Origin of the sequence: Micromonospora sp. A200 (genome assembly GCF_029893845.1) — a bacterium.
In the GTDB taxonomy this organism is placed as follows: Bacteria; Actinomycetota; Actinomycetes; order Mycobacteriales; family Micromonosporaceae; genus Micromonospora; species Micromonospora purpureochromogenes.
The window spans coordinates 339,542-364,389 of sequence record NZ_JARXXY010000001.1 but is presented as its reverse complement, the minus strand read 5'-3'; the positions used below and the strand labels follow the sequence as shown (position 1 = coordinate 364,389).

24 protein-coding genes and 2 tRNA genes are annotated in these 24,848 nt (G+C 73.8%); 7 read left to right on the top strand and 19 right to left on the bottom strand.

Annotation, left to right across the window (positions count from 1 at the left end; genetic code table 11):
- Positions 1 to 103: 103 nt before the first annotated feature.
- Positions 104 to 177, bottom strand: a tRNA-Pro gene (locus M2302_RS01855).
- 282 nt (positions 178 to 459) lie between these two features.
- Here M2302_RS01855 and M2302_RS01850 point away from each other — a divergent pair.
- Positions 460 to 533 (top strand) — tRNA-Gly (locus M2302_RS01850).
- Between the two features lie 92 nt (positions 534 to 625).
- On the opposite strand, the gene M2302_RS01845 is transcribed toward M2302_RS01850, so the two are convergent.
- Both M2302_RS01845 and M2302_RS01840 read right to left on the bottom strand, forming a co-directional pair.
- Positions 626 to 1,306 (bottom strand): site-specific integrase, encoded by a 681-nt coding sequence (locus tag M2302_RS01845; RefSeq protein ID WP_280836220.1) that lies wholly within the window; start codon positions 1,304 to 1,306, stop codon positions 626 to 628.
- A 206-nt stretch (positions 1,307 to 1,512) separates the two neighbouring features.
- Positions 1,513 to 2,352, bottom strand: coding sequence for an alpha/beta hydrolase (locus tag M2302_RS01840; protein ID WP_280836219.1), 840 nt, complete (start codon positions 2,350 to 2,352; stop codon positions 1,513 to 1,515).
- Between the two features lie 1,085 nt (positions 2,353 to 3,437).
- Between M2302_RS01840 and M2302_RS01835 the strand changes: the two genes are divergently transcribed.
- The gene (locus M2302_RS01835) at positions 3,438 to 6,392 is read left to right on the top strand and encodes an Hsp70 family protein (protein ID WP_280836218.1); all 2,955 of its coding nucleotides are present in this window, start codon (positions 3,438 to 3,440) and stop codon (positions 6,390 to 6,392) included.
- Between the two features lie 80 nt (positions 6,393 to 6,472).
- Complete coding sequence (locus M2302_RS01830; protein ID WP_280836217.1) at positions 6,473 to 6,733, top strand: hypothetical protein; 261 nt, start codon at positions 6,473 to 6,475, stop codon at positions 6,731 to 6,733.
- A 138-nt stretch (positions 6,734 to 6,871) separates the two neighbouring features.
- On the opposite strand, the gene M2302_RS01825 is transcribed toward M2302_RS01830, so the two are convergent.
- Positions 6,872 to 7,408: a hypothetical protein gene (locus tag M2302_RS01825; RefSeq protein WP_238451741.1), complete on the bottom strand. Its 537-nt coding sequence runs from the start codon at positions 7,406 to 7,408 to the stop codon at positions 6,872 to 6,874.
- Between the two features lie 109 nt (positions 7,409 to 7,517).
- On the opposite strand from M2302_RS01825, the gene M2302_RS01820 reads away from it, so the two are divergent.
- Positions 7,518 to 8,753 (top strand): GNAT family N-acetyltransferase, encoded by a 1,236-nt coding sequence (locus tag M2302_RS01820; RefSeq protein WP_280836216.1) that lies wholly within the window; start codon positions 7,518 to 7,520, stop codon positions 8,751 to 8,753.
- Positions 8,754 to 8,799: 46 nt separating this feature from the next.
- Positions 8,800 to 9,129 carry a hypothetical protein gene (locus M2302_RS01815; protein WP_280836215.1) on the top strand — a complete coding sequence of 110 codons (330 nt, stop codon included), beginning with the start codon at positions 8,800 to 8,802 and terminating at the stop codon, positions 9,127 to 9,129.
- 72 nt (positions 9,130 to 9,201) lie between these two features.
- Here the strand turns inward: M2302_RS01815 and M2302_RS01810 are convergent, their stop codons facing one another.
- The 4 genes from M2302_RS01810 to M2302_RS01795 all read right to left on the bottom strand — a co-directional run bounded on the left by M2302_RS01810 (position 9,202) and on the right by M2302_RS01795 (position 12,178).
- Positions 9,202 to 9,669, bottom strand: a complete 468-nt coding sequence (locus tag M2302_RS01810; protein WP_280836214.1) for a ribose-5-phosphate isomerase — start codon at positions 9,667 to 9,669, stop codon at positions 9,202 to 9,204.
- Positions 9,670 to 9,740: 71 nt separating this feature from the next.
- The gene (locus M2302_RS01805) at positions 9,741 to 10,943 is read right to left on the bottom strand and encodes a DUF1015 family protein (protein WP_280836213.1); all 1,203 of its coding nucleotides are present in this window, start codon (positions 10,941 to 10,943) and stop codon (positions 9,741 to 9,743) included.
- 71 nt (positions 10,944 to 11,014) lie between these two features.
- Entirely contained in the window at positions 11,015 to 11,314 is a 300-nt protein-coding gene (locus M2302_RS01800; protein WP_280836212.1) for a hypothetical protein, read from the bottom strand.
- Positions 11,315 to 11,554: 240 nt separating this feature from the next.
- Complete coding sequence (locus tag M2302_RS01795; protein ID WP_280836211.1) at positions 11,555 to 12,178, bottom strand: DsbA family protein; 624 nt, start codon at positions 12,176 to 12,178, stop codon at positions 11,555 to 11,557.
- A 225-nt stretch (positions 12,179 to 12,403) separates the two neighbouring features.
- Between M2302_RS01795 and pepN the strand changes: the two genes are divergently transcribed.
- Positions 12,404 to 14,950, top strand: a complete 2,547-nt coding sequence (pepN, locus tag M2302_RS01790; protein WP_280836210.1) for an aminopeptidase N — start codon at positions 12,404 to 12,406, stop codon at positions 14,948 to 14,950.
- Between the two features lie 85 nt (positions 14,951 to 15,035).
- Entirely contained in the window at positions 15,036 to 15,404 is a 369-nt protein-coding gene (locus M2302_RS01785) for a Uma2 family endonuclease (RefSeq protein ID WP_280836209.1), read from the top strand.
- Between the two features lie 61 nt (positions 15,405 to 15,465).
- Here the strand turns inward: M2302_RS01785 and M2302_RS01780 are convergent, their stop codons facing one another.
- The 11 genes from M2302_RS01780 to M2302_RS01730 all read right to left on the bottom strand — a co-directional run bounded on the left by M2302_RS01780 (position 15,466) and on the right by M2302_RS01730 (position 24,847).
- Positions 15,466 to 15,873, bottom strand: a complete 408-nt coding sequence (locus M2302_RS01780; protein ID WP_280836207.1) for a DUF5130 family protein — start codon at positions 15,871 to 15,873, stop codon at positions 15,466 to 15,468.
- Positions 15,860 to 16,144 (bottom strand): hypothetical protein, encoded by a 285-nt coding sequence (locus M2302_RS01775; RefSeq protein WP_280836247.1) that lies wholly within the window; start codon positions 16,142 to 16,144, stop codon positions 15,860 to 15,862. Before M2302_RS01775 ends, M2302_RS01780 begins: the two co-directional genes overlap by 14 nt.
- Positions 16,145 to 16,216: 72 nt before the next feature.
- The gene (locus M2302_RS01770; RefSeq protein WP_280836206.1) at positions 16,217 to 17,680 is read right to left on the bottom strand and encodes an amidase; all 1,464 of its coding nucleotides are present in this window, start codon (positions 17,678 to 17,680) and stop codon (positions 16,217 to 16,219) included.
- Between the two features lie 70 nt (positions 17,681 to 17,750).
- The gene (locus tag M2302_RS01765) at positions 17,751 to 18,836 is read right to left on the bottom strand and encodes an amidohydrolase family protein (RefSeq protein WP_280836205.1); all 1,086 of its coding nucleotides are present in this window, start codon (positions 18,834 to 18,836) and stop codon (positions 17,751 to 17,753) included.
- Positions 18,836 to 19,360, bottom strand: a complete 525-nt coding sequence (locus M2302_RS01760; RefSeq protein WP_210776007.1) for a 3-hydroxyanthranilate 3,4-dioxygenase — start codon at positions 19,358 to 19,360, stop codon at positions 18,836 to 18,838. Before M2302_RS01760 ends, M2302_RS01765 begins: the two co-directional genes overlap by 1 nt.
- Positions 19,357 to 19,779 carry a RidA family protein gene (locus M2302_RS01755; protein WP_154942414.1) on the bottom strand — a complete coding sequence of 141 codons (423 nt, stop codon included), beginning with the start codon at positions 19,777 to 19,779 and terminating at the stop codon, positions 19,357 to 19,359. The genes M2302_RS01760 and M2302_RS01755 overlap by 4 nt, the downstream gene beginning before the upstream one ends.
- Positions 19,776 to 20,549: a fumarylacetoacetate hydrolase family protein gene (locus M2302_RS01750; protein ID WP_280836204.1), complete on the bottom strand. Its 774-nt coding sequence runs from the start codon at positions 20,547 to 20,549 to the stop codon at positions 19,776 to 19,778. The genes M2302_RS01755 and M2302_RS01750 overlap by 4 nt, the downstream gene beginning before the upstream one ends.
- Positions 20,546 to 21,619, bottom strand: coding sequence for a 4-hydroxy-2-oxovalerate aldolase (gene dmpG, locus M2302_RS01745; RefSeq protein ID WP_280836203.1), 1,074 nt, complete (start codon positions 21,617 to 21,619; stop codon positions 20,546 to 20,548). The genes M2302_RS01750 and dmpG overlap by 4 nt, the downstream gene beginning before the upstream one ends.
- Entirely contained in the window at positions 21,616 to 22,554 is a 939-nt protein-coding gene (locus tag M2302_RS01740; RefSeq protein WP_280836202.1) for an acetaldehyde dehydrogenase (acetylating), read from the bottom strand. The genes dmpG and M2302_RS01740 overlap by 4 nt, the downstream gene beginning before the upstream one ends.
- On the bottom strand, positions 22,551 to 23,348 hold the full coding sequence (locus M2302_RS01735; RefSeq protein WP_210776002.1) for a fumarylacetoacetate hydrolase family protein: 798 nt from the start codon (positions 23,346 to 23,348) through the stop codon (positions 22,551 to 22,553). The genes M2302_RS01740 and M2302_RS01735 overlap by 4 nt, the downstream gene beginning before the upstream one ends.
- Before the next feature lie 17 nt (positions 23,349 to 23,365).
- A complete protein-coding gene (locus M2302_RS01730) occupies positions 23,366 to 24,847 on the bottom strand; it encodes a 2-hydroxymuconic semialdehyde dehydrogenase (protein WP_280836246.1) in 1,482 nt (493 codons plus the stop codon).
- Position 24,848 lies beyond the last annotated feature (1 nt).

Here is a 24,848-nt window from a genome sequence, read left to right as displayed (position 1 = left end):
CGCGCATCGAGTGTAGGCGAGCCGGGCTGCTGCTCCGGCAGCGCCCGGGTACCGCGCGACAAAAATCGGCGACGGCCCGGGCGACCCGGCCGGCGAACGACAGTCGGGGTGGCGGGATTTGAACCCACGGCCCCTCGCTCCCAAAGCGAGTGCGCTACCAAGCTGCGCCACACCCCGTGGCGACGAGAAGTGTATGCCGTCGGCACCCGGCGGAGGTGCCGGGGAGGCCCCCAACCCGCCGAACCCCCACCAACCGGACGGCCCTGTCCCCCGACGGGCACCGCCTGGCGGCGGCCGCCCTGGCCGCACTTTCCGAGAAAGAGTGGCCTCCGGGCGCTGCGAGGCCACTCTTTCTCGGAAAGTGCGCGGGGCACGGGAGGGGACGCGTGGATATGCCTGTGCGCGGTGGGTGGGGGGACCGGGTAGGCTGTCGGCGCGTCCCGTCGTGGCGGGGCGACTGCGGGCGTAGCTCAATGGCAGAGCTTCAGTCTTCCAAACTGACGGTGCGGGTTCGATTCCCGTCGCCCGCTCCACCTACAAAGGCCCAGGTAGACCGCACGATTGCGACACCTGAGCCCTTCCGCCCCTCCCCCATGTTGGATCTTGCGTGCCATCCGCGTGCCATTCACGGCCGGCGGCGGCCATTTCCGGCGATGCGGCGGTCCATCGCCTGGGCGATCTCACGGTCACGCTCGCTGGTGGCGTGCTGATAGATCAGGGCGGCGCGCAAGGTGGCGTGGCCCAAGCGGTGCATGAGCTCCCGGGTGCTGGCCCCCGCAGACGCGGCGAGCGTGTTGCCGGCATGCCGTAGATCATGGAAGTGGAAGCCGGCCAGGCCCACCGAGGCGACCGTCTTGGTCCACCTGACCGCCCGCCCGACGTTGCCGGAACGCAGCGGCGCACCCTTCGCTCCGGTGAACATGAGCGCGTCCGGCCCGTCCTCGACGTGCTCAGCCAGGTGCTCGCGCAGTGCCTCGACCGCGGCTGCCGGCAGCGCGACGACGCGGACCCCGGCGGCGGACTTGGGTGGCCCAAATTCCAGACGGTCCTTCAGCGCCGCGAGCTTGCGGGGCACCCGCACGGTCGCGGCGTCCAAGTCGACGTCGCAGCGGCGCAGGGCAGCCAGCTCTCCCCACCGCAGGCCCGAGAGGGCGGCGACGATGATGAGCGCGGCGAAGCGGGCCGGCATGGCGTCGGCCAGGGCGTAGACCTGGGCGATGGTGGCGGTAGGCCGCTCCGGGGTGTGGTAGCGGTCATAGCCCTTGATCCGGCATGGATTCTGCCGAAGGATCTCGTCCTCCCGCACAGCCGTGTTGAGAATCGCCCGTAGCAGGCAGTACGCCTTGACCGCCTGGGGCTCCGGAGTGCCGCCGTTGAGCAGCTTGCCGCGCCAGGTCCGGATGGTCGCCGGCTACGACTGCCCGACGAGGAGATCCGCCAGCGAGGCCAGGTCCGCAAGAGGTCCACGGACGGCGAGGGAGTGGTGAGAGATACCGAGAGGCGTCTCCGCTGCTAGAGCGCGAGCATCGCCGCCGCGACCTCACCGGCGGCCGCATCGGGGATCGCCGTCGCGGCCCGTTCGAGCACGAGCAGCCGCGCACCGGGGATCTCGCGCGCGAGCGCTTCGCCGTTGCCGACAGGGAAGAACGGGTCGCGGCGACCGTGCACCACCAGCGACGGGATCGCGAGCTCGGACAGGCGCTCGCGCCAGCGCGGCTTGCAGTCGAGCTTGGCGAACACCATGCCCAGGTGGTTGGCCATCTGCACCGCGGGCTCCGTGCCCGGCGTGCGGTCCCATCTGCGCTCGGCGGTCGCGCGCGCGGCGACGGGGTCGTCACCGAGGATCTCTGCGCCTGCGGCGGCAAACTCGGCCACCGCGGCGCGGTCGGACCAATCGGGCATCGAACGCGAGAACAGCCGGTCCATCGTCGCCGTGTCATGGTCAGGCAGGTCGTCGTCGACCGGGCCTGGAGCGACGGGCCGCGTTCCGGCGAGGGTGAGCGCCGAGAACGCGTCCGGGTGGTCGAGCGCGGCGACCTGGGCGACCATCCCGCCAACGCCGATGCCTGCCAGGTGCGCCGGCCGGTCGTCGAGTTCGCGGGCGAGCGCCGCGGCGTCGGCTGCAAGATCGCGCAGCGTATACGCCGGAGCCTCGGGATCGACGGTGGTCGACGCGCCGGAATCGCGCAGGTCGTACCGCACAACGTGGCGCCCGCCGCGCGCGAGCGCCTCGCAGAGTGCGTCGGGCCAGGAGAGCATGGTCGTGCCGCCCGCGAGCACAACGAGCGGCGCCGCCGTGTCGCCGAAGTGCTCGACCCCGAGCGTGACGCCGTCCGCCTCGACCGTCGTCATCACGCCTCCGCCGTCGTGATGACGCCGCCGGACGTGCGGAACGAGTGGACCGTCGGATACATCATGAACCTCCAGGGCGGCGTAGTGGACCGGTGGCGCGGGGACGGCGGCACAAGCTACGCGTCCCCGCCGGTGGTATGCGTCGCGTTGAACGTATGCGACTGGGGTTGGCTCTCAGAGATGGACAACTGGCGGGGCGGAAACTCATCGGGACCCTGTCCGCAGCTCGCCGGGTCGCTCAACTTGATCTCATAATTCTCCGGTCTCCGTGCCATCCACGTGCCAGTAGCCGGTACCCCGGACGGTCACCAGGGGGCACGAACGGTCACGCGCTTCCTGCCTTGACCTGGCCCACCAGGTCCTTGTCGGCCGTGTTCTTCGTCCTTCCAAACTGACGGTGCGGGTTCGATTCCCGTCGCCCGCTCCACAGCTTCCGGCCCGGGTCAGCGGCGTCACCGCCGAGCCGGGGCCGTTCTCGTTCCAGCTCTCTTTGATCTTGCGTGCCATCAGCGCGCCCCTCTGGCATGCCAGCCGCCAGCAGCACCGCCGCCCAGCCGACCGCCCGCCTGAAGTTGCCCGAACGCACCGCCCCCGTCCGGGGGAGGCTGGACGATCTGCGACTGCCCGACGAGGAGATCCACCTCCCCTGGCGGCCGGGTTATATGTTCTCCCGGTCGCCCTGCAGATGGCGGCATGGCAGCCGATCGCGGGAGGCTTCTGCTGTCGCGTTTGCGGGAATTTGTTGGCCTGGCCGGCAGAGCACGCACGAGCGGGGAAAGCATCTACTGCTGGATCTGCCTCTAGGAACGGTCGACAGCAACGGTTGCAGATCATGAGGTGCGGCCTTGGCTGTACAGCCATCCGTCCAGCCAAGCCGCCCGCGGAGGAGACGGCGAGGCCGCGCAGGTCGTCAATCAGGACATGCTCGGTGTCGAGCCAGGCGGTCGCCCGTTCGTCCGGCCATGGTGGTCCGTCACGCACTCCCGTTTCGGCCGGCGGACGGAGCCGGGCGGTCGATCGGGTCTGCTGCATCGGCTGCGTACGATGCGGGGCCGGGCAACTCGTGGGCGTGGAGGTATCGACGGATGGCAGGCCAGCAGGACGGGTTCGCCCTCGGCGTCGACCTCGGCACCTCCAACACCGTGGCCGTGCTGCGCTGGCCGGACGGGCGGACCCGGCCGCTGCTCGTCGACGGCCAGCCGATCCTCCCCTCCGGCGTGTACGCCGACGCCGACGGGCGGCTGCACGTCGGCCGGGACGCGCAGCGGCTGGCGCAGGCCGACCCGGCCGGGTACGAGCCGAATCCGAAGCGGCGGGTGGACGAGCCGAGCGTGTCGCTGGGCGGGCGGGCGTACCCCCCGGCGGAGCTGCTGGCGGCGACCCTGCGCGCGGTGGCGGAGTCGGCGGTCGCGGCGGCCGGCTTCCTGCCCCCGGCGGTGGTCACCTACCCGGCGGCCTGGGAGGCGCCCCGGCGGCAGGTGCTGCACGAGGCGCTGGCACTCGCCGGCTGGCCCACAGCCGCCGAGCACACCATGTCCGGGCCGATCCCGCCCGGGACCCGCCTGCTGCGGGAGCCGGTGGCCGCCGCCCGGTACTACACCGACGTGCTGCGCCGGCCGGTGCCGGTCGGCGACGCGGTCGCGGTCTTCGACTTCGGCGGCGGCACGCTGGACGTCGCCGTGGTCCGCAACGAGGGCGCCGACCCGTGGGGGGACTCGGGCTTCACCGTGATCTCCACCGGCGGGGTGGCCGACCTGGGCGGCCTGGACCTGGACGCCGCCCTGGTGGGCCGGCTCGGGGAGCTGGTCGCCGACGCCGACCCGGCACGGTGGGCCCTGCTGACCGCGCCGGAGACGGCCACCCAGCGGCGGGACCGGCAGCAGCTCTGGGACAACGTGCGCGGGGCGAAGGAGATGCTGTCGCGGGCCATGGTTGCCCCGGTCGCTGTACCGGGGGTGGAGACGGCGGCGCGGCTGGACCGGGTCGACCTGGAACGGCTCGCCGCTCCCCTGCTGGCCCGGGCGGTGGCGGAGACCCGCGAGGTGATCGCCGCCGCGGGGCTCACCCCGGAGCGGCTGGCCGGGCTCTTCCTGGTCGGCGGCTCGTCCCGGATACCGCTGGTGGCCCGGATGCTGCACGCCGAGCTGGGCGTCGCGCCGACGGTGCTGGAACAGCCCGAGCTGCCGGTCGCCGAGGGGGCGCTGACCGATTTGCCGATGCCCCGCCCGCAGGCCCGGCCGGCGCCGGTCGCCGCCGGAGCACCCGGCCACGCCCCGGCAGCGGCAGCGGCACCCGGAGCACCCGGGCACGCGGCGCCGCACGGGACGCCGGGCCAAGCGGCGGCGCCGCATCAGACGCCGGGGCACACGCCAGGGGCGCACGCTTCACCCGGCGACGCGGCGGCGCACGGGACGCCGGGCCAACCGGCTACGCCGCACCAGGCGCCGGGGCACGCGCCGGCGGCGCACGGGTCCGCCGGCGACCCGGCGGGGGTGGCCGACGCGGCGGCGAAGACGGCGACGGCGGCGACCCTGCCCCGGCCGGCGCCGACCCGGCCCGACCCGTACCTGCCCGAGCGGGCGGTGTCGCCGGCAGCCGGGACGGTGGCGGGCTGGCCGGGCGTACCCCGGTCGGCTCCGCCGGTGTCGCCGGCGCCCGGCGGCGGTCCGACCGGGCCGGGACGGTCCCGGCGGGGGCTCTGGATCGCGCTCGGCGCGGGCCTCGCCGTGGTCGGGGTGCTGGCCGCGACCGTGCTGTGGCTGACCCGGGACCGCTACCCGGCGCTGGAGTTCCGGACCCTGGAGGTGGTGGACACGCCGAAGGCCGGCGCGGAGCGCGCGACCGCCGTGTTCACCTCGGTCCTCGGCGACCGCGCCTATCTCGCCCACCAGCTGGCCGACGACCGGCTGGAGGTGGTGGCGGTCAACGCGGGCAGCGGGGACGAGCTGTGGCGCAAGGTCACCCCGGTCGGCGCCCAGCAGTGGGCCGGGATCCGCGCGCTGCCCGGCGGGGTGGCGGTCCTCGCGGACGCGTCCGGCGACAGCACGCCGCGCGACCTGCTGGTGCTCGACGCCGGGTCCGGCGACCAACGGTGGCGGCTCCCGGTGCACGGCGACGACGACCTGCACTACACCCGGGACACGGTGGTCTGGGTCGACCGGACCGGCGACCGACTGGTCGGCCTGCGGATGCGCGACGGCCACGAGGAGTGGCGCCAGGACAGTCCGCGCGACGAGTACGGCAGCAGCCGGACCCGGGTCGTGCGGGTCGGCACCCCGGAGGCGTGGGGCGGCGCCGGGTCGGTCACCGGCGCGCCGACCGCGCCCTGGCTCGGTACCGGCGGCCGGCTGGTGCAGGTGGGCGCCGACCGGTCGGTGCGGCTGATCGACATGGACAGCGGTGACGTGCTGCGCAGCCGGCCCAACGTGGCCGACGTCGACGACCTGGTGGTGGCGCACGCCGACCGGCTGTACGTCACCGAGAACGAGCGCGGCTACCGGCTGCTCGGGTACGACCTGGCCAGCCTCGGCGAGCCGGACGTGCTCTACACCGCCCCCGACGACGGGCGACGGCCGCAGTCGCTGGTCGCCTGCGGCGAGCACCGGGCCTGCCTGCTGGAGGTGCCGGACAGTGAGACCGCGCGTACCGAGGTGGTGGCGGCGACCGAGGGCAAGGGCAGCCGGCACTGGCCGGCCCCGGAGGCCGACGCGCTGGTGCCGGTCGGCGAGCACCTGTTGGCCCGGCGGGACTCCCCGCAGTCCGCCGTCACCCTCTTCGACGCCGACGGCAGGGCGGTGCTGGCCGACCGGGACGGGGTGGCGGTCCGGTTGGACGCGGGCAACGTGCTGCTCTTCGCGGAGCCGCCGAGCACCGCCGAGGACGACCGCAGCCTCGCCGGCATGGCGGTGGGCGGAAAGTCGCCGTTCGAGATGGGTGAGCTCAAGGACGTCCGCAGCCAGTCCTGCTCGTGGAACGCCTCGGTGATCGCCTGCGGCCGGGAGAAGGACTTCGTGCTGTACCGCTTCGCCGGGGACGACTGAGCCCACGGCCGGGTTCACTGCGGCGGACGGCCGGCGGACGGGTCGTTTTCCCCCGGTTCGCCCTGGGTAGGGCAGTCGGCATGGAGACGAACACGAACGCGTACCTGGTCGGTGGCCCCCGTGACGGCAGCACCCAGCAGGCGGCGAGCGCCCTGCTGGAGATCGAGCTGGACGGCATGATCCACCGCTACGTGCGCACCACGAAGCAGCACGGCGAGGACGGCACGGTCTACAACTACGACGGCATGGTCGCGCCGGGCGGCGGGCAGCCCGGCGTCGAGGATCCGGCGGCCCGGGTCGCCTCCCCCAAGGCGGACGCGGAGGGGCACGGCACGGCGTGACGGGCGCGGCCGGGGCGCGGATGAACCGCGGCCGGCGGGGTAAGCAGCGCCGGCCTGGTGGAGAACGACCGTTGTCGCGGCGTCCCGCGACCGGACGCGCGGGCGGGTCGGCCCCGGCCGATCCGCCCGCGACGTGCGTCAGTTGCCGGTGACGAAGTTCCAGACCGACACGACCCACTCGGTCTGCTGGAGGTAGGCGACCCCGACGCCGACCAGGAAGATCGCGGTCACCAGGTGCGCGCCGCGCGCGCCGCGCCGGATCCGGCCCAGCTGGCGCTCCCAGATCACCCGCCCGATCAGGCGGGAGAGCGCGAACAGGCCGACCGCCACCAGCAGGCTCAGCACGAAGGTGAGCAGCGGCGCGCCCAGGTCGCCCCGCCCGGAGATGGCCCAGATCCCCCAGCAGACGAAGGCGAAGAGCGCCCCCGCCATGCTCCACTCGCGGCCCTGGCGCAGCTGCGCCAGGTGCCAGCTCATCGGCCGGCGCGGCGCCGGCTCGTTCCAGGTGTGCTCGTCGGCGCCCACGGTGGGGAACTGCTCGGTACGTGGGGTGCGCGGCCGCCCGACGGAGGCGACGCCGGGGCGGAACGCGTCCCGCTGCGGCGGCACCCCGACACCGGGCTGCGGCGGCACCTCGACTGTCCGCTCCGCCCACGGTTGTGTCTGGTCTGCCATCTCGTGTCCTCCCCTGACCGGTGCCGGCCTCCGGCCGACCCGCCGTCTTCGAGGGTAGCCAGCCGGCAAATCGGTCGCCGCCCCGCCGACGATGGGCTAGACAGAGCCGATGACCCACCCCGTCCCCGACGTGCAGGTTCCCGTCGCGTCCGACTTCGACGAGATCGCCGACCTGATGGGTGACGCGTTCCACAACGCGTTCGACACCGACGCCCGGGAGGCCGAGCGGGGCATCTTCGAGCCGGACCGGTCGCTGCTGGTCCGCGACGGGGGTCGACCGGTGGCGCACGCCTCCGCCTTCACCCGGACGCTCACCGTCCCCGGGGCGACGGTGGCGGCGGCGCACGTCACCATGGTCGCGGTGGCCGTCACCCACCGCCGCCGGGGCCTGCTCAGCACGCTGATGGGTCGCCAGCTTCGGGAGATCTACGACACCGGCCGGGAGCCGATCGCGGTGCTGTGGGCCAGCGAGGGACGGATCTACCCCCGGTTCGGCTACGGTCTGGCCGCGCAGCGCCTCGTCGTCGAGTGCCCGGCCACCGCCGAGCTGCGGCTGCCGGAGCCGGCGTCCGCGGCGGGCAGCCTCCGCCTGGCCGACCCGGTCGCGTCGCAACCCGAACTGGCCCGGGTGTACGACCGGGTGCGCCCGGACCGCCCCGGCTGGTCGGACCGGGACGAGCGCTGGTGGCGGTACGTGCTGGCCGATCCGACCGCCTGGCGGGGCGGGGCGACCCCGCGCCGGGCGTTGCTGCACGAGGGGCCGGACGGCGTGGACGGGTACGCGCTCTGGCGGACCCGGGAGGAGTGGGACCAGCGCGGGCCGCGCGGCCAGGTACGGGCGGACGAGGTGGTCGCCACCGGCCCCGAGGCGTACCTGGCGTTGTGGCGGACGCTCTTCTCGGTCGACCTGACCCGGCAGCTCTCCTGCGGCCGGGTCGCCGTGGACGAGCCGCTGCTGCGCCTGGTGGACGAGCCCCGCCGGCTCGGCGCCCAGTTGGTCGACGCGCTCTGGGTGCGGGTGGTGGACGTCCCGGCGGCGCTGGCCGCCCGCCGCTACCCGACCGCCGTCGACGTGGTGGTCGACGTCACCGACGAGCTGCTGCCGGAGAACACCGGGCGCTGGCGGCTCACCGGCGGCCCCACCGGCGCGGTGTGCGTCCGCACCGACGACCCGGCGGAGCTGGCCTGCGACGTACGCGGCCTCGGCGAGCTGTACCTCGGCGGCGTGGCACCGGCCGCGCTGGCCGCCACGGGCCGGCTTCGCGAGCTGCGTCCCGGCGCGCTCGCCGCCGTCGGCCCGGCCTTCGGCTGGCACCGCGCCCCGGGGGCGATGGAGGTCTTCTGAGCGCCGGCGGGGCCACCGGGGCCGGTGCGGGCGGTACGGTCGGCTGATGGCGGATGCGGAGCGACGGCGACGCCGGCTGCGGCACCAGCCGGACGGGGTGGCCGGGGACGGCAACGGCCCCGCGGCGGACACGGCCGAGGTGCACGACGGCACGCCCGCGCCCCGGGCGCGGCGCGGCGGCGGGGCCGAGGAGAGCGAGCGGGGCCTGCGGGGGCTGGTCGGTTCCGGTTCCTCGCAGGTGGGGGTCGGCGCGGCACTGCGGGCCCGGGACGCCGCCCGGCCGACCGACGAGGACCTGGCCGAGGCGGAGGCCCGGCTGGTGATCGTGCGCCGCAACTGGGTGCCCCGCGAGGACCTGCCCCGTTCCGGCCGGTGACGGCCGAGGCCGGCCCGCACGGGCCGGCCTCGAACGGGGACCGGCCCGATGCGGGCCGGGGTCAGTCGACGGTCAGGGCAGCTCGGGGAGCTGGCGGGTGCGCTCGTACTCGGCCATCTGGGCGATCCGGCGGGAGTGCCGCGGGTTGCCCGAGAAGGGCGTGGTGAGGAACGCCTCGACGATGGCGGTCGCCTCGTCCAGGGTGTGCTGGCGGGCGCCGACGGCCACCACGTTGGCGTCGTTGTGCTCCCGGCCGAGCTGGGCGGTCTCGACGTTCCAGGCCAGCGCCGCCCGGACGCCGGCGATCTTGTTGGCGGCGATCTGCTCGCCGTTGCCGGAGCCGCCGATGACCACCCCGAGGCTGCCCGGGTCACTGACCACCCGGTCGCCGGTGTGCAGGCAGAAGGCCGGGTAGTCGTCGTCCGGGTCGAAGGCGTGCGGCCCGACGTCCACCAGCTCGTAGCCCTGCTTGGCCAGGTGGTTGGCCAGGTGCACCTTCAACTCGAAACCGGCGTGGTCGGATCCCAGGTAGACGCGCATACCGCGCAGTCTGTCAGGCCCCGCCCCGGCACGTCGCGCGGGCGGCGAACCGGGGCGGATTCGTCACAGCGTCACCGGGGCAGCTCGGCGACGACCAGGCCGCCGCGCGCCTTCGGGGTGAACCAGGTGCTCTTGCGGGGCATCTTCTCCCGGGCCAGGTTCACCGCGACGAAGTCGTCCACGGTCACCGGGGCGATGAGGATCGCCAGCTCGGCCCGGCCGGCGTCGACCTCGCCGGTCAGCCAGCTCGCCGGGTAGTCGCCGCCGACGTAGGTGATCCGCTTGTCGCCCGGGTCGAGGCCGAGCGCGTCGCGCAGCAGCAGCCGCTCGACCAGCGCATGGTCCAGGTTCTCCAGCCGGGCGGCGCCCTCGTCGTGCGGCAGCGTGACCGCGTACCCCTGGCCGGACAGCCGGAGGTGGACGGTGCCGCCGGCCGGCGGGACCTCGACCGGGCCGTCGATCGGGGTGATCGTCGCGCCGGCGGCGCGCAGCCGGTCGAGCAGCTCGTCTCCGGTGGTGGTCAGCTCGCTGACCAGCCGGTTGTAGGGCTGGATGGCGACCGACGCCGGGGTGGTGACCACCGACAGGAAGCGGGGCAGGCCGCCGGTCTGCGCGGCCAGGCTGCGGTGGTTGCCGTCGGCGACCACCAGCTCGCCGCCGCCGGCCAGCGCGGTCAGCTCGTCCTGCTGCGGGCCGGGGCCGAGCAGCCAGATGGCGTGCGTCCGGCCGGCCTGGTCGGTGTCGGTCGCGGCGGGCGCGCCGGCGGACTCGGTCGCCGCCGCGAGCGCGCCGTGCAGCTCGTCGCCGCGCCCGGTCTGGAGCAGGAGTACGGGTGAGAGCAGGTGCCCCAGCGCCTCGGCGAGGGCCACCCGCTCGCGAACCTTGGCGATGAAGACGTCCTCGTTGCGGATGACCAGGCCGGGCTCGTCGGCGCTGGTGGAGATCTGATCGGTGTCCACCATGGCGAAGAGTCCGTACGCCGACTCCTCGCCGGGGGCGCTGATCCGGTAGAGCACCACGACCTGCTCGGCCGGGGTGTAGCTGCCGTCGGCCTTGGCCTCGGCGAGGCGGGCCACCGCGTCGCCGAGCGCGTCGAGGAAGGACTTGCCGAGGCTCTCCGGCGCCCGGTGGGGCATCTCGATGCCGAGGGCACTGTGCGGGTTCGCCTCGATGATCGCGGTGATCTCCGCGTCGTCGGCGAACTCGTCGTAGTTCTGCGCGCCGGTGCCGCCAGTGGTGATCCAGGCCCGGGCGATCGGATGCACGACCGTCATGCCCGTTGACGCTACCGGCGTCGGCCGCCCGGACGACGCGGACCCCGCGCCGGGTCCACCAGATGAACCGGTCATCCCCGCTCGGCCGGCTCCTTGACGCGGCGGTGCCGTCCGGTCTGGTTGGGGACGGGCGCGCCACGGCCCGCGGGCGCGGAGCCACCCGGGCCGCCCGGCGGGGTGGCCCGGCAGGTGACCGGGACCCGGGCGACGCCGACCACGATCGGCGGGGCGAGCAGGTCGACCATCTCGACGGGGAGTTCGGGGCTGACCGTCGGCCAGTGGCAGTCGTCGACCGACCAGTACGTGGTCGGGTCGGCCACCTCCTGCCCCGTCGACAGGTCGTCAGCGGACGGACGGCGGTGCTTGGCCATCGGGAAAGCCTCCGGGTCGGCCGGGTGCGGCCGCTGCGGCCGCTGCGCTGGACAACCGGAGAAACGACACCGTGCCCGGGAGGGTGACGCCGCGTCGGCGGCGGCCCGGGCCGGCCGCCGGCGACCACGGCCCGACCACGAACGCCGCCGCCGAGGTGGACGGGCGTCGGAGTCGGACGCGGCCCGGCACGGGACGCCGCCCTGGACCGGACGAGCGGGCCCGGGGTGACAGCCGCGGGCTCAGTCGAAGATCGGGCCGAGCTCGCGGGAGCGCTTGAGCTCGTAGAAGCCCGGGGTGCCGGCGACCAGCAGCACGCCGTCCCAGAGCCGTCCGGCGGCCTCGCCCTTCGGAGCCGGCGTGATCACCGGGCCGAAGAAGGCCACCTGGCGGCCGTCCGGGCCCGGGGCGTGGACGACCGGGGTGCCGACCTCGGTGCCGACGGGGCGCATCCCGGCCTCGTGGCTGGCCCGCAGCGCCTCGTCGTACTCCGTGGTGTCGGCGACGCCGGCCAGCGCCGGGTCCAGGCCGACGTCGGTGAGCGCGGCCTTGAACAGCTCCGGGCCGAGCTGCTCCTTACCCAGGTGGATCCGGGTGCCCATGGCGGTGTACAGCTTCGCCACCGCCTCCTGCCCGTGCTGCTGCTCGACGGCCACGCAGACGCGTACCGAGCCCCAGCCCCTGTTCATCAGCTCCTGGTAATCCTCGGGCAGGTCCCGACCCTCGTTGAGCACCGAGAGGCTCATCACGTGGAAGCGGATGTCCACGTCCCGGACCTTCTCGACCTCCAGCAGCCAGCGGGAGGTGATCCACGCCCAGGGGCACAGGGGATCGAACCACATGTCGACGGTGACACGATCGGTCACGGTGAGGTCCCTTCGCGACGGGTGACGCGCCGGGCAGCCCCGGCGCCGCTGCCTCGATCCTCACCCCGCAGGGCATCGGCTGGTAGCGGAATGAGAGCGTGACCTCGACCACCGCGGGGCGTCGGTGCATGGAAGACTCGGCTCGGGCCGGCCGTCACGAGCGGCCGACTGGGCTGGCGCAGCCGCGAGGCGGCGAGAGTGGGATGGAGACGAACAGTGCCGGGAGTGCGCAACCTGACCCAGGTGGAGGCCACCGAGCGGGCCCGCCTGCTGGAGGTGACCGGGTACGACATCAGCCTGGACCTGTCGACCGCCGTGCAGGCCGAGGGCCGTACGTTCCGGTCGGTGACCGAGGTCCGGTTCCGCTGCGCCGAGCCGGGTACCGGCACCTTCATCGAGACCGCCGCCGAGTCGGTGCGGTCGGCGACGCTCAACGGCGCCCCGGTCGACCTCTCCGGCTGGTCGGCCGAGAAGGGCCTGGCGCTGTCCGGGCTGGCCGCGGAGAACACGCTCGTCGTGGACGCCGACTTCGCGTACTCCAACAGCGGGCAGGGCCTGCACCGCACGGTGGACCCGGTCGACGGCGAGACCTACCTCTACAGCCAGTTCGAGACGGCCGACGCGCAGCGGGTCTTCGCCTGCTTCGACCAGCCCGACCTGAAGAGCGTCTACACCTGGCACGCCACCGTCCCCGACCACTGGCGCGTGGTGTCCAACATGCCGGTGGAGCGCGAGGAGCCGGCCGGCGAGGCGCTCAAGACCGTCCACTTCGTGGAGTCGGCCCGGATGAGCACCTACATCACCGCGCTCTGCGCCGGGCCGTACCACGAGGTGCGGGACAGCCACGACGGCATCGACCTGGGGGTCTTCTGCCGGGCCTCGATGGCGCCGCACCTGGACTCCGACGACCTGTTCCTGATCACCAAGCAGGGCTTCGACTTCTTCCACGAGCAGTTCGGGGTGCGCTACCCGCTGCCCAAGTACGACCAGCTCTGGGTGCCGGACTTCAACGCCGGCGCGATGGAGAACTTCGGCTGCGTCACGCACGCCGAGTCGCACTACCTGTTCCGCTCCCAGGTCACCGACTTCGAGTACGAGCAGCGGGCCAACACGATCCTGCACGAGCTGGCGCACATGTGGTTCGGTGACCTGGTCACCATGCGCTGGTGGAACGACCTGTGGCTCAACGAGTCGTTCGCCGAGTGGGCCAGCCACTGGTGCAACACCCACGCCACCCGGTTCTCCGAGGCCTGGACGACCTTCCTGTCGATCCGGAAGAACTGGGGATACCGGCAGGACCAGCTCTCCTCCACCCACCCGGTGTACTGCGAGATGCCGGACCTGGAGGCGGTCGAGGTCAACTTCGACGGCATCACCTACGCCAAGGGCGCCAGCGTGCTCAAGCAGCTCGTCGCGTACGTCGGCGAGGAGCCGTTCGTGGCCGGGCTGCGGGCGTACTTCGGCAAGCACGCCTGGGGCAACGCCACCTTCGACGACCTGCTCTCCGAGCTGGAGACCGCCTCCGGCCGGGAGCTGCGCAAGTTCGCCGCGCAGTGGCTGGAGACCGCCCAGGTCAACACGCTGCGCCCCGAGGTGACCATCGGCGACGACGGGACGTACCAGCGGGTGCTGGTCCGCCAGGAGGCACCGGCGGGGTACCCGACGCTGCGTACCCACCGCATCGGCGTGGGCCTCTACGACCGCACCGACGGCCGGCTGGTCCGCCGGGAGCGGATCGAGGTCGACGTGACCGGCGAGCAGACCGAGCTGGACGCGCTGCACGGCAAGCGGGCCGCCGACGTGCTGCTGCTCAACGACGACGACCTGACGTACACCAAGCTGCGGCTGGACGAGCGGTCGATGGCCACCGTGGTGCAGCACATCGCCGGGCTGGAGTCCTCGCTGGCCCGGGCCCTGTGCTGGACGGCCGCCTGGGACATGACCCGCGACGCGGAGCTCGCCGCCCGCGACTACGTGGCGCTGGCGCTGGCCGGTCTGCCCGCCGAGACCGACATCAACCTGGTCACCGCCACCCTGCGCCAGGCGAGCACCACGCTCACCGTCTACGCCGACCCGGCCTGGGCGCCGACCGGCTGGGCGGAGCTGGCCCGCACCGCGAAGACGGCGCTGTCCGCCGCCGAGCCGGGCAGCGGCTTCCAGCTCGCCTGGGCCCGCGCGTACGCCTCGGCGGCCCGCTCCGCCGAGGACCTGGCGACCCTGCGCGGCTGGCTGGACGGCAACGGCGTGCCGGCCGGGCTGACCATCGACACCGAGCTGCGCTGGACGGTCCTCCAGTCGCTGGTGGCCAACGGGGCGGCCGGCGCCGCCGAGGTCGAGGCCGAGCTGGCCGCCGACCGGACGGCCAGTGGCGAGCGGGAGGCCGCGTACGCGCACGCGCTGGTGCCGACCGCCGAGAACAAGGCGGCGGTCTGGGCCGAGCTGACCGGCCCGCAGTCGCTGCCGAACTGGCGCAACCGGGCGCTGCTGCAGGGCTTCACCCACCCGGCGCAGGTGGAGCTCACCGCGCCGTACCGGGAGAAGTACTTTGCCAGCGTGGCGCAGGTCTGGGCGCAGCGGGACAGCGAGCCGGCGCAGGAGTTCGTCCAGCTCGCCTACCCGGCGTACCTGGTCGAGGAGGAGACGGTGGCGGCCACCGACGCCTGGCTGGCGCAGGACGGGCACCCGGCGCCGCTGCGCCGGCTGGTCGCCGAGGGCCGCGACGGGGTGGTCCGCTCGCTGAGGGCCCGCGCCAAGGACGCCCGGAGCGCCTGACCGAGGAGTACCCGGCCCGGGGCCGGCGTGGGCGAGAGCCCGCGCCGGCCCCGCGCCGTTATGGTGGCGGATGGAGGTGGAGGCGATGCCACAGCCTGGCTACGAGTGGCGCCCACCCGAGCGACGCTGGCGCGAGCAGGACCTTCTCGACCTGCCCGAGACCGGGAACCGCTACGAGCTCATCGACGGAAGCCTGCACGTCGCCCCACCCGCCGGGCCGGACCACCACGAGCTGGCGGACGACATCCGGATGGCCCGGCGGCTGGCCGCTCCGGCAAATTGGCGGGTGATCCGGGAGATCGGGATACGGATACCGGACGGCAACCTGATTCCGGACATCGAGCTGGTGAAGGGTGTCCACTACGACCTCCTCGGCACGGTGGGGCCGGACGACGCCGTCGAGGTGGCCGAGCCGTGGCCGCTGCGGCTCGATCCCAGCGTCTGGCCGCGCTGAAACGCCATGAGAAAGCCCGGCCCGCGTCACGCGGGCCGGGCTTCGTCGTACGTGTGGGGGCTCAGGCCCTGCCGGCGTGGCTGGCGAGCTGGTCGAGGCCGTTGATGATGCCACCGGTCAGGTCGCCGCCGCCGAACGCCGCAACCATCGACAACGCGGCGAGCCGGGCGTACGTGTCGGGGATGCGCTTGCGCGCGTGCCGGCCGGTGACCACCTCCAGCTGGCGCTGGTTGGGCGACACCGCGATCAGGACGGACCGGTCGGGGTCGGCGAGCTGGCGGTGCAGGCGCTCGGCGTGCTCCCGGACCGGCTCGTCGAGGCCGCCCACGTAGACCGAGAAGACCAGGCCGGTGCCCTGGTCGGCCAGGCGGAGCGCCTCGTCGATGCGCAGCAGCTGGCGGGTCGAGAACGGCCCGTCCAGCACGTCGGGCGGGTTACCCGTCCCGGTCTGCATCTCACCAACGGTCACTTGCGCCTCCGGTTCCACCGGCCGGCGCCTCGATGCCGGCCTGCTCGAGCTTGTGGCTGGTCAGCGCCGGCGCCTGCGCGCCCGCGGACAGGGCGGTGCCGGCCGAGTCGGCCAGCTGCTCCGGGCGGCCCAGGAACCAGACGGGGGTGAAGTCGAAGCGGCGGCCCGGCCGGTAGCGCTTGGACCCGCCGCCACCACGGCGGTTGCTGGCGAACACCAGACCGACGATCACCAGCATCACCACCGCCGGGATGCCGACGAAGATCAGCAACGTCTCAGTGACAGACAATCCCAACGCCCCCAGGCGGAAGATAGCGACCAGAGCATCCGGGTCGGGTGACGATCATGGCGCCGACCTCCCGACTCCGCTGCCATTCACGTTAGCGGAGTCGACGCCCCGCCAGATTGCGGGGTGCCGATCCCATCCGTCACTGCAGTGTTCCAGTTGCGCTGCGGTGGCGATCAGTCGGGCGTCGTCGCCGTAGCGACCGGTCAGCAGCACCCCGACGGGCAGGTCGGTCGCGGTGCGCCCGAGCGGTAGCGAGACGGACGGATCTCCCGTCACGTTGAACACCGCGCAGTACGGCGAGAACCGGCGCTGCCGGTCGAAATCGGCGGCCGGGTCGGCGTCGGCGGTGAACCAGCCGACCGGCGCCTGGGGTGCGGCCAGGGTGGGGCAGAGCAGCAGGTCACAGTCGGCGGTGCGGCGGGCGCCGAGGCGGACCTGGGCCTGGATCTCGCCGAGCGTGGCCATCAGCGCGCCGGCGCCGACGGCCGCGCCCCGGGCGCGGAGGAACCGGGTCAGCGGCAGCAGTTCGGACTCCCGCTCCAGCGGCACCGGGGCCAGCGCCAGCACGTACCAGAGGGTCTCGAAGAGCGGCCACACCGCGGGGCCGAGCGGCCGATCGACCTCGACCACCTCGTGGCCGGCCGCGGTGAGCAGCGCGGCGGCCCGGTCCACCGCGGCGACGCAGTCGGGGTGGACCGGCTCTTCGGCGAGCATCGGGGCGTCGAAGCGGCCGATCCGCAGGCGGCCCGGTGCGGCCCGGCGGGCGACGCCGAGGTAGCCGCCGTCGGGTCGCGGCGGCGGCAGGTACGGCTCGCCGGGCACCGGCACCGCCATCGCGTCGAGCAGCGCGGCGACGTCGGCGACCGTACGCCCGAGCGGGCCGCTGGTGGGCAGGCCGAACGCGCCGGAACCGAGCGGGCCGCCGGAGACCAGGCCCCGGCTCGGCTTGTAGCCGACCAGGCCGCAGAGGGCGGCCGGGATGCGCAGCGACCCGCCGCCGTCGGAGCCCTGGGCGACCGGGACCAGGCCGGTGGCCACCGCGGCCGCCGCGCCGCCGCTGGAGCCGCCGGCGGTGTACGCCAGGTCCCACGGGTTGCGGGCCGGCGGCGCGACCAGCCCCTCGGAGTAGAGCGAGCAGCCCAGCTCGGACGTGGTCGTCTTGCCGAGACTGACCAGCCCGGCGGCGGCCATCAGCCGGACCACGTCGGCGTCCACCGGCGGGACGAAGTCGGCGAACGCCGCCGAGCCGAAGGTGGTGCGCACCCCGGCGGTGAGGGTCAGGTCCTTGATCGCGGTCGGTACGCCGTGCAGCGGCCCGCGCTCCGGGACCGGCACCGCGTCGGCGGCCCGGGCGGCGGCGAGGGCGCGCTCGGGCGTGACGGTGACGAACGCGCCGACGGTGTCGCCGAGCGCGTCCACCCGGTGCAGGTGATGCCTGACCAGATCGACGCTGGAGAGCTCGCCCCGGGCGACGGCGGCGGCCTGCTCCAGCGCGGTCAGGTCGTGCGGCTCGGCCATGCCGCCATCCTGCCCGCTCGGCGGCCGGTTGGCCCGCCGACACGACCGGCCGGGACGCGGAGCCGGCCGATCAGGAGGACGTCGTCTTGTCCTCGTCGAGCAGGCCGGTCCAGTCACGATCGACCGAGAGCAGGTCATGGGCGGCGACCTGCCGGTCGATGCCGAGGAAACGCAGCGCGTTGCCGCCGAGCAGCTTGTCGCGCTGCTCCCCGGTGAGGAAGTCCGCCTCGTGGACCACCCGACCGGCCGGCCGCTCCCCCAGCGGGTACGGGTAGTCGCTGCCCACCAGCACCCGGTCGGCGCCCATCGTGTCCACCAGCAGCCGCAGCGCGGCCGGGGCGAAGACCACCGAGTCGACGCTGAACCGGTCGGTGTAGGAGCTGGGCGGCGCGGTCGAGGCGCCGCGTACCAGGTCGCCGCGGCGGTGCCAGGCGTTGTCGGCGCGGCCCAACCAGAACGGGAAGCTGCCGCCGCCGTGCGCGAAGCAGATGCGCAGCGTCTCCGGCACCCGGTCGAAGACCCCGCCGAGGATGAGCGCCAGCACCGACAGGTGCGTCTCGGCGGGCATGCCGGTGAGCCAGCGGGCCATCCACCGGTCCAGCCGGGGCCCGCCCGCCATGTCCCACGGGTGCACGAAGACCGGCGCCCCCACCGCCGCGCAGTGGGTCAGGAACTGCACGATGCCGGCGTCGTCGAGGTCGCGGTCGCCGACGTGGTTGCCGATCTCCACGCCCACGTGCCCGGCCGCCAGGCAGCGGTCCAGCTCGGCGCAGGCCGCGTCCGGGTCCTGCAACGGCACCTGGCAGAACGGCACCAGCCGGTCCCCACCGGCGGCGGTGACCTCCAGGGTGAGGTCGTTGAAGATCCGGGCGACCTTCACCGCCTGGTCGGCGGGACGGTCGTAGGAGAAGAAGACCGGCGTCGGGGAGACCACCTGCACGTCGACGCCGTCGGCGGCCATGTCGGCCAGCCGGGTCGGGGCGTCCCAGCACTCCGCGCCGACCGGGCGGAACTCGGTCTCGCCCACCATGATCATGGCGGCGCGCTCGGAGTCCACCCGCAACCAGGGCCAGCCGGACCCGCCGCACGCCGCGGCGAGGTCCGGCCACCCCCTGGGTACGACGTGCGTGTGCACGTCGACGACCGGTGGGCGCATCAGCCCTTGCCCGGGTGCAGCGTGCCGCACTTGTCGCAGGTGCGCGCGGACTCGTCGGCGTAGAACGCCTGGAAGACCGGGGGCAGGTCGGCGGCGATGTCGCGCACCTGCAGCTCCACCTCGTGCACCTTGTGCCCGCACTCCGGGCAGTACCACTGGAACTTCTCCAGCGTGCCCTCCTCGCGGACTCGCTCCACCACCACGCCGATCGAGCCGGGCTCGGGACGCTGCGGCGAGTGCGGGGTGTCGCGCGGCAGCATCCACATCTGACCCTCGCGCACGTGCACCGTACGCGGCCCCTCGGGCGTCATCAGGTTGATGTGCATGTTGCCCTTGACCTGGTAGAAGAACTCCTCGTACGGGTCGACGTGGAAGTCGGTGCGCTGGTTCGGCCCGCCCACCACCATCACGATGAAGTCGTCCCCACCCGGGAACATCTCCTTGTTGCCCACCGGCGGCTTCAGCAGGTGCTGGTTCTCCGCGATCCAGCCCGGGAAGCTGAACGGCTCGGCGATCTCACTCACGACTGACCTCCTTGGGGAAGCAGGGCGACGGCCTGGATCTCGATCAGCAGGTGCGGGTGCGGCAACTGGTGCACGGCAACCGTCGTCCGGGTCGGCCCGGACGCGTCGAAGAACTCCGCCCACACCTCGTTGTAACCACCGAAGTCGTTCATGTTGACCAGGTACGAGGTCACCTGGACGAGGTCGGACAGGTCCGCACCGACCGACCGCAGCAGATCACGGATGTTCTCGATGACCGCCCGGGTCTGCACCCGGATGTCGAGGTCCGTCGTGCCGAACTCGTCCACCGACACACCCGCGAAGGTGTTGTCCGGCCGCCGCGACGACGTACCCGAGACGAAGACGAACCCGCCCGCCACCTTGACATGCGGAAACGCCCCCCGCGGCACCGCCTTGCCGGCGACCACCCGGGCGGTCACGACGCGGCCCGCAGCGAGGCGGTCCCGAGCTTCTCCACCACAGCACGCACGTGGGCACCGGGACGCAGCGGGACAGCCGCGGTGGCGGCGCCGGCGAGGAAGACCCACCCGGAGCGCATCCGCACCCCGTGCCGGCCGGCCAGCCGGATGCCCTCGTCCAGCGCCCGGCGCGGGTCGCCGAGGATCGCCGCCGTCGAGCCGACCTGCGCCACCCGCCCGTCGATCTCCAGCAGCACGCCCAGGTTGTCCAGCCCGTCGGGCACCGGCGACCACGGCCCGACCACGAACGCCGCCGCCGAGGTGTTGTCGGCGACCACGTCCGGCAGGGAGAAGGTGAAGTTCGCGTAGCGGGAGTCGATCAGCTCGATCGCCGGGGCGACCGCGCGGACCGCGTCGGCGAAGGCGCCGACCGGCTCGTCCGGATCGGGGAGGCGGTCCAGCAGGAACGCGACCTCCGGCTCGACCCGTGGGTGGATGAAGTCGGCCACGTCGACCGTGCCGCCGTCGGGGACCCGCATCACGTCGGTGAGCCGGCCCCAGATCACCTCGTCCACACCCACCTGGGCCATCTTCGCCTTGCTGGTCAGCCCCATCTTGAGCCCGATCAGCCGCTCGCCCCGGTCCAGCCGACGCTGCAGCAGCGCGGTCTGCACCGCGTACGCGGCGTCGACGTCCAGGCCGGTCTCGGCGGCCAACTGCGGGATCGCGGTGGCCGAGTCCGCCGCCACGCCCAGCCGCTCGGCGATCCCCGCGACATCCACCCCGATCATGCGGCCTCCCCCTGCTCCTCGCGGCCGGCCAGGTCCAGCGCCACGTCCACGATCATGTCCTCCTGGCCGCCGACCATCCGCCGCCGGCCCAGCTCGACCAGGATCGAGCGGACGTCCACGCCGTACTTCGCCGAGGCGCGCTCGGCGTGCCGCAGGAAGCTGGAGTAGACCCCGGCGTACCCGAGGGAGAGCGTCTCCCGGTCGACCTGGACCGGGCGGTCCTGCAGCGGCCGGACGATGTCGTCGGCTGCGTCCATCAGCGCGAACACGTCGCAGCCGTGCTTCCAGCCGTGCAGCTCGGCGACCGCGACGAAGACCTCCAGCGGGGCGTTGCCCGCCCCGGCACCCATCCCGGCCAGCGACGCGTCCACCCGGACGGTACGGCCGTGCGGGGCGTCCGGGCCGGCCGGCCCGTCGCCGGCGATCCGGCCGTGCTCGACGGCGAGCACGCTGTTGGCCACCCCGAGCGACAGGTTGTGATGAGCGTGGATGCCGATCTGCGTCTCCGGCCGGAGCACCTGCCGGTACGCGTCGACCCGCTGCGCCACGTCGGACATCAGCAGCCGGCCGCCGGAGTCGGTGACGTAGACGCAGTGCGCCCCGTACGACTCCATCAGCCTGGCCTGGGCGGCCAGCCCGGCCGGGTCGTTCATGTGCGACATCATCAGGAACCCGGAGACGTCCATGCCGTTCTCCCGGGCCCAGGAGATGTGCTGGGCGGAGATGTCCGCCTCGGTGCAGTGGGTGGCGATCCGCACGCTGGTCACCCCGAGCGCCTTCGCCGCCTTCAGGTCGGCGATGGTGCCGATCCCGGGCAGCAGCAGGGTGGTCAGCTTCGCGGTGGTCAGCACCTCGGCGGCGGCGGAGATCCAGTCGGCGTCGCTCGCCGCGCCGTGGCCGTAGTTGACGCTGGAACCGGCCAGCCCGTCGCCGTGCGCCACCTCGATCGCGGCCACCCCGGCGGCGTCCAGCGCGGCGGCGATGGTGCGCACCTGGTCGACGGTGTAGCGGTGGGCGATGGCGTGCATGCCGTCGCGGAGGGTCACGTCCTGGATGTACAGGTCGGTCATGCCACTACCTCCGCGCTGGTCGTGCGGCGGGCCACCAGTCGCTCCGCGGTACGCAGCGCGGCGGAGGTCATGATGTCCAGGTTCCCGGCGTACGCCGGCAGGTAGTGCCCGGCCCCGGAGACCTCCAGGAAGACCGAGACCTGCCAGCCGGTCAGGTGCCGCCCGAGCGACGGCACGTAGGTGTCGACCCGGTCGAACTGCACGTCCTGCTTGAGCCGGTAGCCGGGGACGTACTCCTGGACGGTGGCCACCATGTCGGCCACCGAGGCGGCGATGGCCGCCCGGTCGGCGTCGGTGTCCGGGCAGAGGCAGTAGACGGTGTCGCGCATCAGCAGCGGCGGGTCGGCCGGGTTGAGCACGATGATCGCCTTGCCGCGCTCCGCGCCACCGACCACCTCGATCGCCCGGGCGGTGGTCTCGGTGAACTCGTCGATGTTGGCCCGGGTGCCCGGACCGGCCGACTTCGAGGCGATCGAGGCGACGATCTCCGCGTACGCGACCGGGGTGACCCGGCCGACGGCGGCGACGATCGGCACGGTGGCCTGCCCGCCGCAGGTGACCATGTTGACGTTGCTCTCGTGCAGGTGCTCGTCCAGGTTCACCGGCGGCACCACGTACGGGCCGATGGCCGCCGGGGTCAGGTCGACCACCGCGCGGCCGTGCGCCCGCAGCACGGCGTCGTTGTGCCGGTGCGCGCCGGCCGAGGTGGCGTCGAAGACCAGCTCCACGTCGGCGAACTCGGGCATGGCGACGAGCCCGTCCACGCCGTCGGCGGTGGTGGCCACGCCCAGTCGCCGCGCCCGGGCCAGGCCGTCGGACTCCGGGTCGATGCCGGCCATCGCCACCATCCGGAGGCTGTCGCTGAGCCGCAACACCTTGATCATCAGATCGGTGCCGATGTTGCCGGAGCCGATCACCGCCACACCCGTGGTCATGCCCGGGCCTCCTTCGCGAAACAGGTCCGCACCGAACCGAGCCCGGAGATCCGGGCCTCGTACGCGGCGCCCGGGGTGACCGGCACCATCGGGCCGAGCGCCCCGGAGAGCACCACGTCGCCCGCGCGCAGCGGGTCCCCGGCCCGGGCCATCGTCCGCACCAGCCACTCCAGCGCGTGCAACGGATTGCCGAGGCAGGCCGCCCCGGCGCCGACCGAGACCGGCTCACCGGCGTGCTCCAGCACCATCCCGCACAACCGCAGGTCCACATCGGCGAGCCGGCGCGGCGTGGTGCCGAGCACGAACATCCCGCTCGAGGCGTTGTCGGCGACGGTGTCCACGATGGAGATGTCCCAACCGGCGATCCGCGAGTCGACGATCTCGATGGCCGGGAGCACGTGGTCGACCGCCCGGAGCAGGTCCACGGTGGTGACCCGCTCGTCGGTCAGGTCCGCGCCGAGCACGAAGGCGATCTCCGCCTCCACCCGGGGCTGGAGCAGGCGCTCGATCGGCACCTCGACGCCGTCGCCGACCGCCATCGCGTCGGTCAGCACCCCGAAGTCCGGCTGGAAGACGCCGAAGCTCTCCTGCACCGCCCGGGAGGTCAGCCCGATCTTCGCGCCCACCCGGCGCTCGCCCCGGCCCTGCCACGCCCGCGCCTGCAACTGCTGCACCCGGTACGCCGACTCGACGTCGCCCTCCGGCAGCAGCCGCCCGCGCAGCGGTGGGCAGGGCTTCCCGCTGGTGCGGGCCTCGGCCAACTCCCGGTTCGCCGCTTCGATGTCAGCTCTCACGCCGGCTCCTCGCCCGCTCACGACAGGTCCACGCAGACGTTGGTCAGTTCCGAGTAGAAGTCCAGCGAGTGCACGCCACCCTCCCGGCCGATGCCGGAGGCCTTCACGCCGCCGAACGGGGTGCGCAGGTCGCGCAGGAACCAGGTGTTCACCCAGACGATGCCGGCGTCCAGCCGGGCGCCGGCCCGGTGCGCCCGGCCGACGTCCCGGGTCCAGACCGTCGCCGCCAGGCCGTACTCGGTGCCGTTGGCCAGCGCGTACGCCTCGTCCTCGTCGTCGAACGGGGCCAGGTGCACGACCGGGCCGAAGATCTCCTCGGTGTTGGTCCGCGCCCGCGGGCCGAGCCCGGTCAGCACGGTCGGCTGCACGTACGCCCCACCGTCGCGGCCGTCGCCGAAGCGCGGCACGCCACCCCCGGTGAGCACCTCGGCGCCCTCGGTCCGGGCCAGCGCGTAGTGGCCCAGCACCTTGTCCCGGTGGCCGTGCGAGATCAGCGGCATGTTCGCGGTGGCCTCGTCGGCCGGCCACCCGTACGCCAGCTCCCCGGCCCGCTTGGCCAGTCGGGCGGTGAACTCCTCGAAGACCGGGCGCTGCACGTAGATCCGCTCCGTGCAGAGGCAGACCTGCCCGCCGTTGGTGAAGCTGGAGCGCACCGAGCCGGCCACCGCCGCGTCCAGGTCGGCGTCGGCGAAGACCAGCCCGGCGTTCTTGCCGCCCAGCTCGAACGAGACGGCCTTCACCCCGTCCGCGGCGGCCCGCATGATGGCGCCGCCGGTGGCCGACTCGCCGGTGAAGGTGATCGCGTCGACCCCCGGGTGCCGGGTGAGGAACTCACCGGCCGAGTCCGGGCCGAAGCCGTGCACCAGGTTGAACACCCCGTCCGGCACGCCGGCGGCGGCCATCACCTCGGCCAGCAGCGTCGCCGAGGCGGGCGTCTCCTCGCTGGGCTTGACCACCACGGCGTTGCCGCAGGCCAGAGCCGGAGCCACCTTCCAGGTGAGCAGCAGCAGCGGCAGGTTCCACGGCACGATCACGGCGACCACGCCGACCGGCTTGCGGACGGCGTAGTTCAGCGCCCGCCCGCCGGCCGGGGTGACCGTGGTGAACGACTCGGTCGGCGCGGTCGCCACGATCTCGGCGAAGGCCCGGAAGTTCGCCGCGCCGCGCGGAATGTCCAGGGCGCGGGCCTGCGAGATGGCCTTGCCGGTGTCGGCGACCTCGGCGGTGACCAGGTCGTCGAAGCGACGTTCCAGCTCGTCGGCGACCCGGCGCAGCACCTCGGCGCGCTCCCGCTCCCCCATCCGGCCCCACGGCCCGCGCAGCGCCGCCCGGGCGGCGGCCACCGCGTCGTCCACCGTGGACTTCGACGCCTCGACCACCTCGAAGACCGGCTCGCCGGTCACCGGGCTGCGCTTGGTGAAGCGCGGCCCCGCGTCGACGAACTCGCCGCCGACGAAGTGGCGCAGCAACCCCGGCCCGTCCGGCGCGCTCCCGGCCATC

Coding starts and splice junctions, on each gene's coding strand:
- M2302_RS01750 (WP_280836204.1), bottom strand. CDS start 20,549: ATGATCGGGGTGGATGTCGCGGGGATCGCCGAGCGGCTGGGCGTGGCG.
- M2302_RS01840 (WP_280836219.1), bottom strand. CDS start 2,352: ATGACGACGGTCGAGGCGGACGGCGTCACGCTCGGGGTCGAGCACTTC.
- M2302_RS01805 (WP_280836213.1), bottom strand. CDS start 10,943: ATGACGGTCGTGCATCCGATCGCCCGGGCCTGGATCACCACTGGCGGC.
- M2302_RS01765 (WP_280836205.1), bottom strand. CDS start 18,836: ATGCGCCCACCGGTCGTCGACGTGCACACGCACGTCGTACCCAGGGGG.
- M2302_RS01740 (WP_280836202.1), bottom strand. CDS start 22,554: ATGACCACGGGTGTGGCGGTGATCGGCTCCGGCAACATCGGCACCGAT.
- M2302_RS01830 (WP_280836217.1), top strand. CDS start 6,473: ATGGAGACGAACACGAACGCGTACCTGGTCGGTGGCCCCCGTGACGGC.
- M2302_RS01785 (WP_280836209.1), top strand. CDS start 15,036: ATGCCACAGCCTGGCTACGAGTGGCGCCCACCCGAGCGACGCTGGCGC.
- M2302_RS01810 (WP_280836214.1), bottom strand. CDS start 9,669: ATGCGCGTCTACCTGGGATCCGACCACGCCGGTTTCGAGTTGAAGGTG.
- dmpG (WP_280836203.1), bottom strand. CDS start 21,619: ATGACCGACCTGTACATCCAGGACGTGACCCTCCGCGACGGCATGCAC.
- M2302_RS01770 (WP_280836206.1), bottom strand. CDS start 17,680: ATGGCCGAGCCGCACGACCTGACCGCGCTGGAGCAGGCCGCCGCCGTC.
- M2302_RS01800 (WP_280836212.1), bottom strand. CDS start 11,314: ATGGCCAAGCACCGCCGTCCGTCCGCTGACGACCTGTCGACGGGGCAG.
- M2302_RS01820 (WP_280836216.1), top strand. CDS start 7,518: ATGACCCACCCCGTCCCCGACGTGCAGGTTCCCGTCGCGTCCGACTTC.
- M2302_RS01825 (WP_238451741.1), bottom strand. CDS start 7,408: ATGGCAGACCAGACACAACCGTGGGCGGAGCGGACAGTCGAGGTGCCG.
- M2302_RS01815 (WP_280836215.1), top strand. CDS start 8,800: ATGGCGGATGCGGAGCGACGGCGACGCCGGCTGCGGCACCAGCCGGAC.
- M2302_RS01730 (WP_280836246.1), bottom strand. CDS start 24,847: ATGGCCGGGAGCGCGCCGGACGGGCCGGGGTTGCTGCGCCACTTCGTC.
- M2302_RS01835 (WP_280836218.1), top strand. CDS start 3,438: ATGGCAGGCCAGCAGGACGGGTTCGCCCTCGGCGTCGACCTCGGCACC.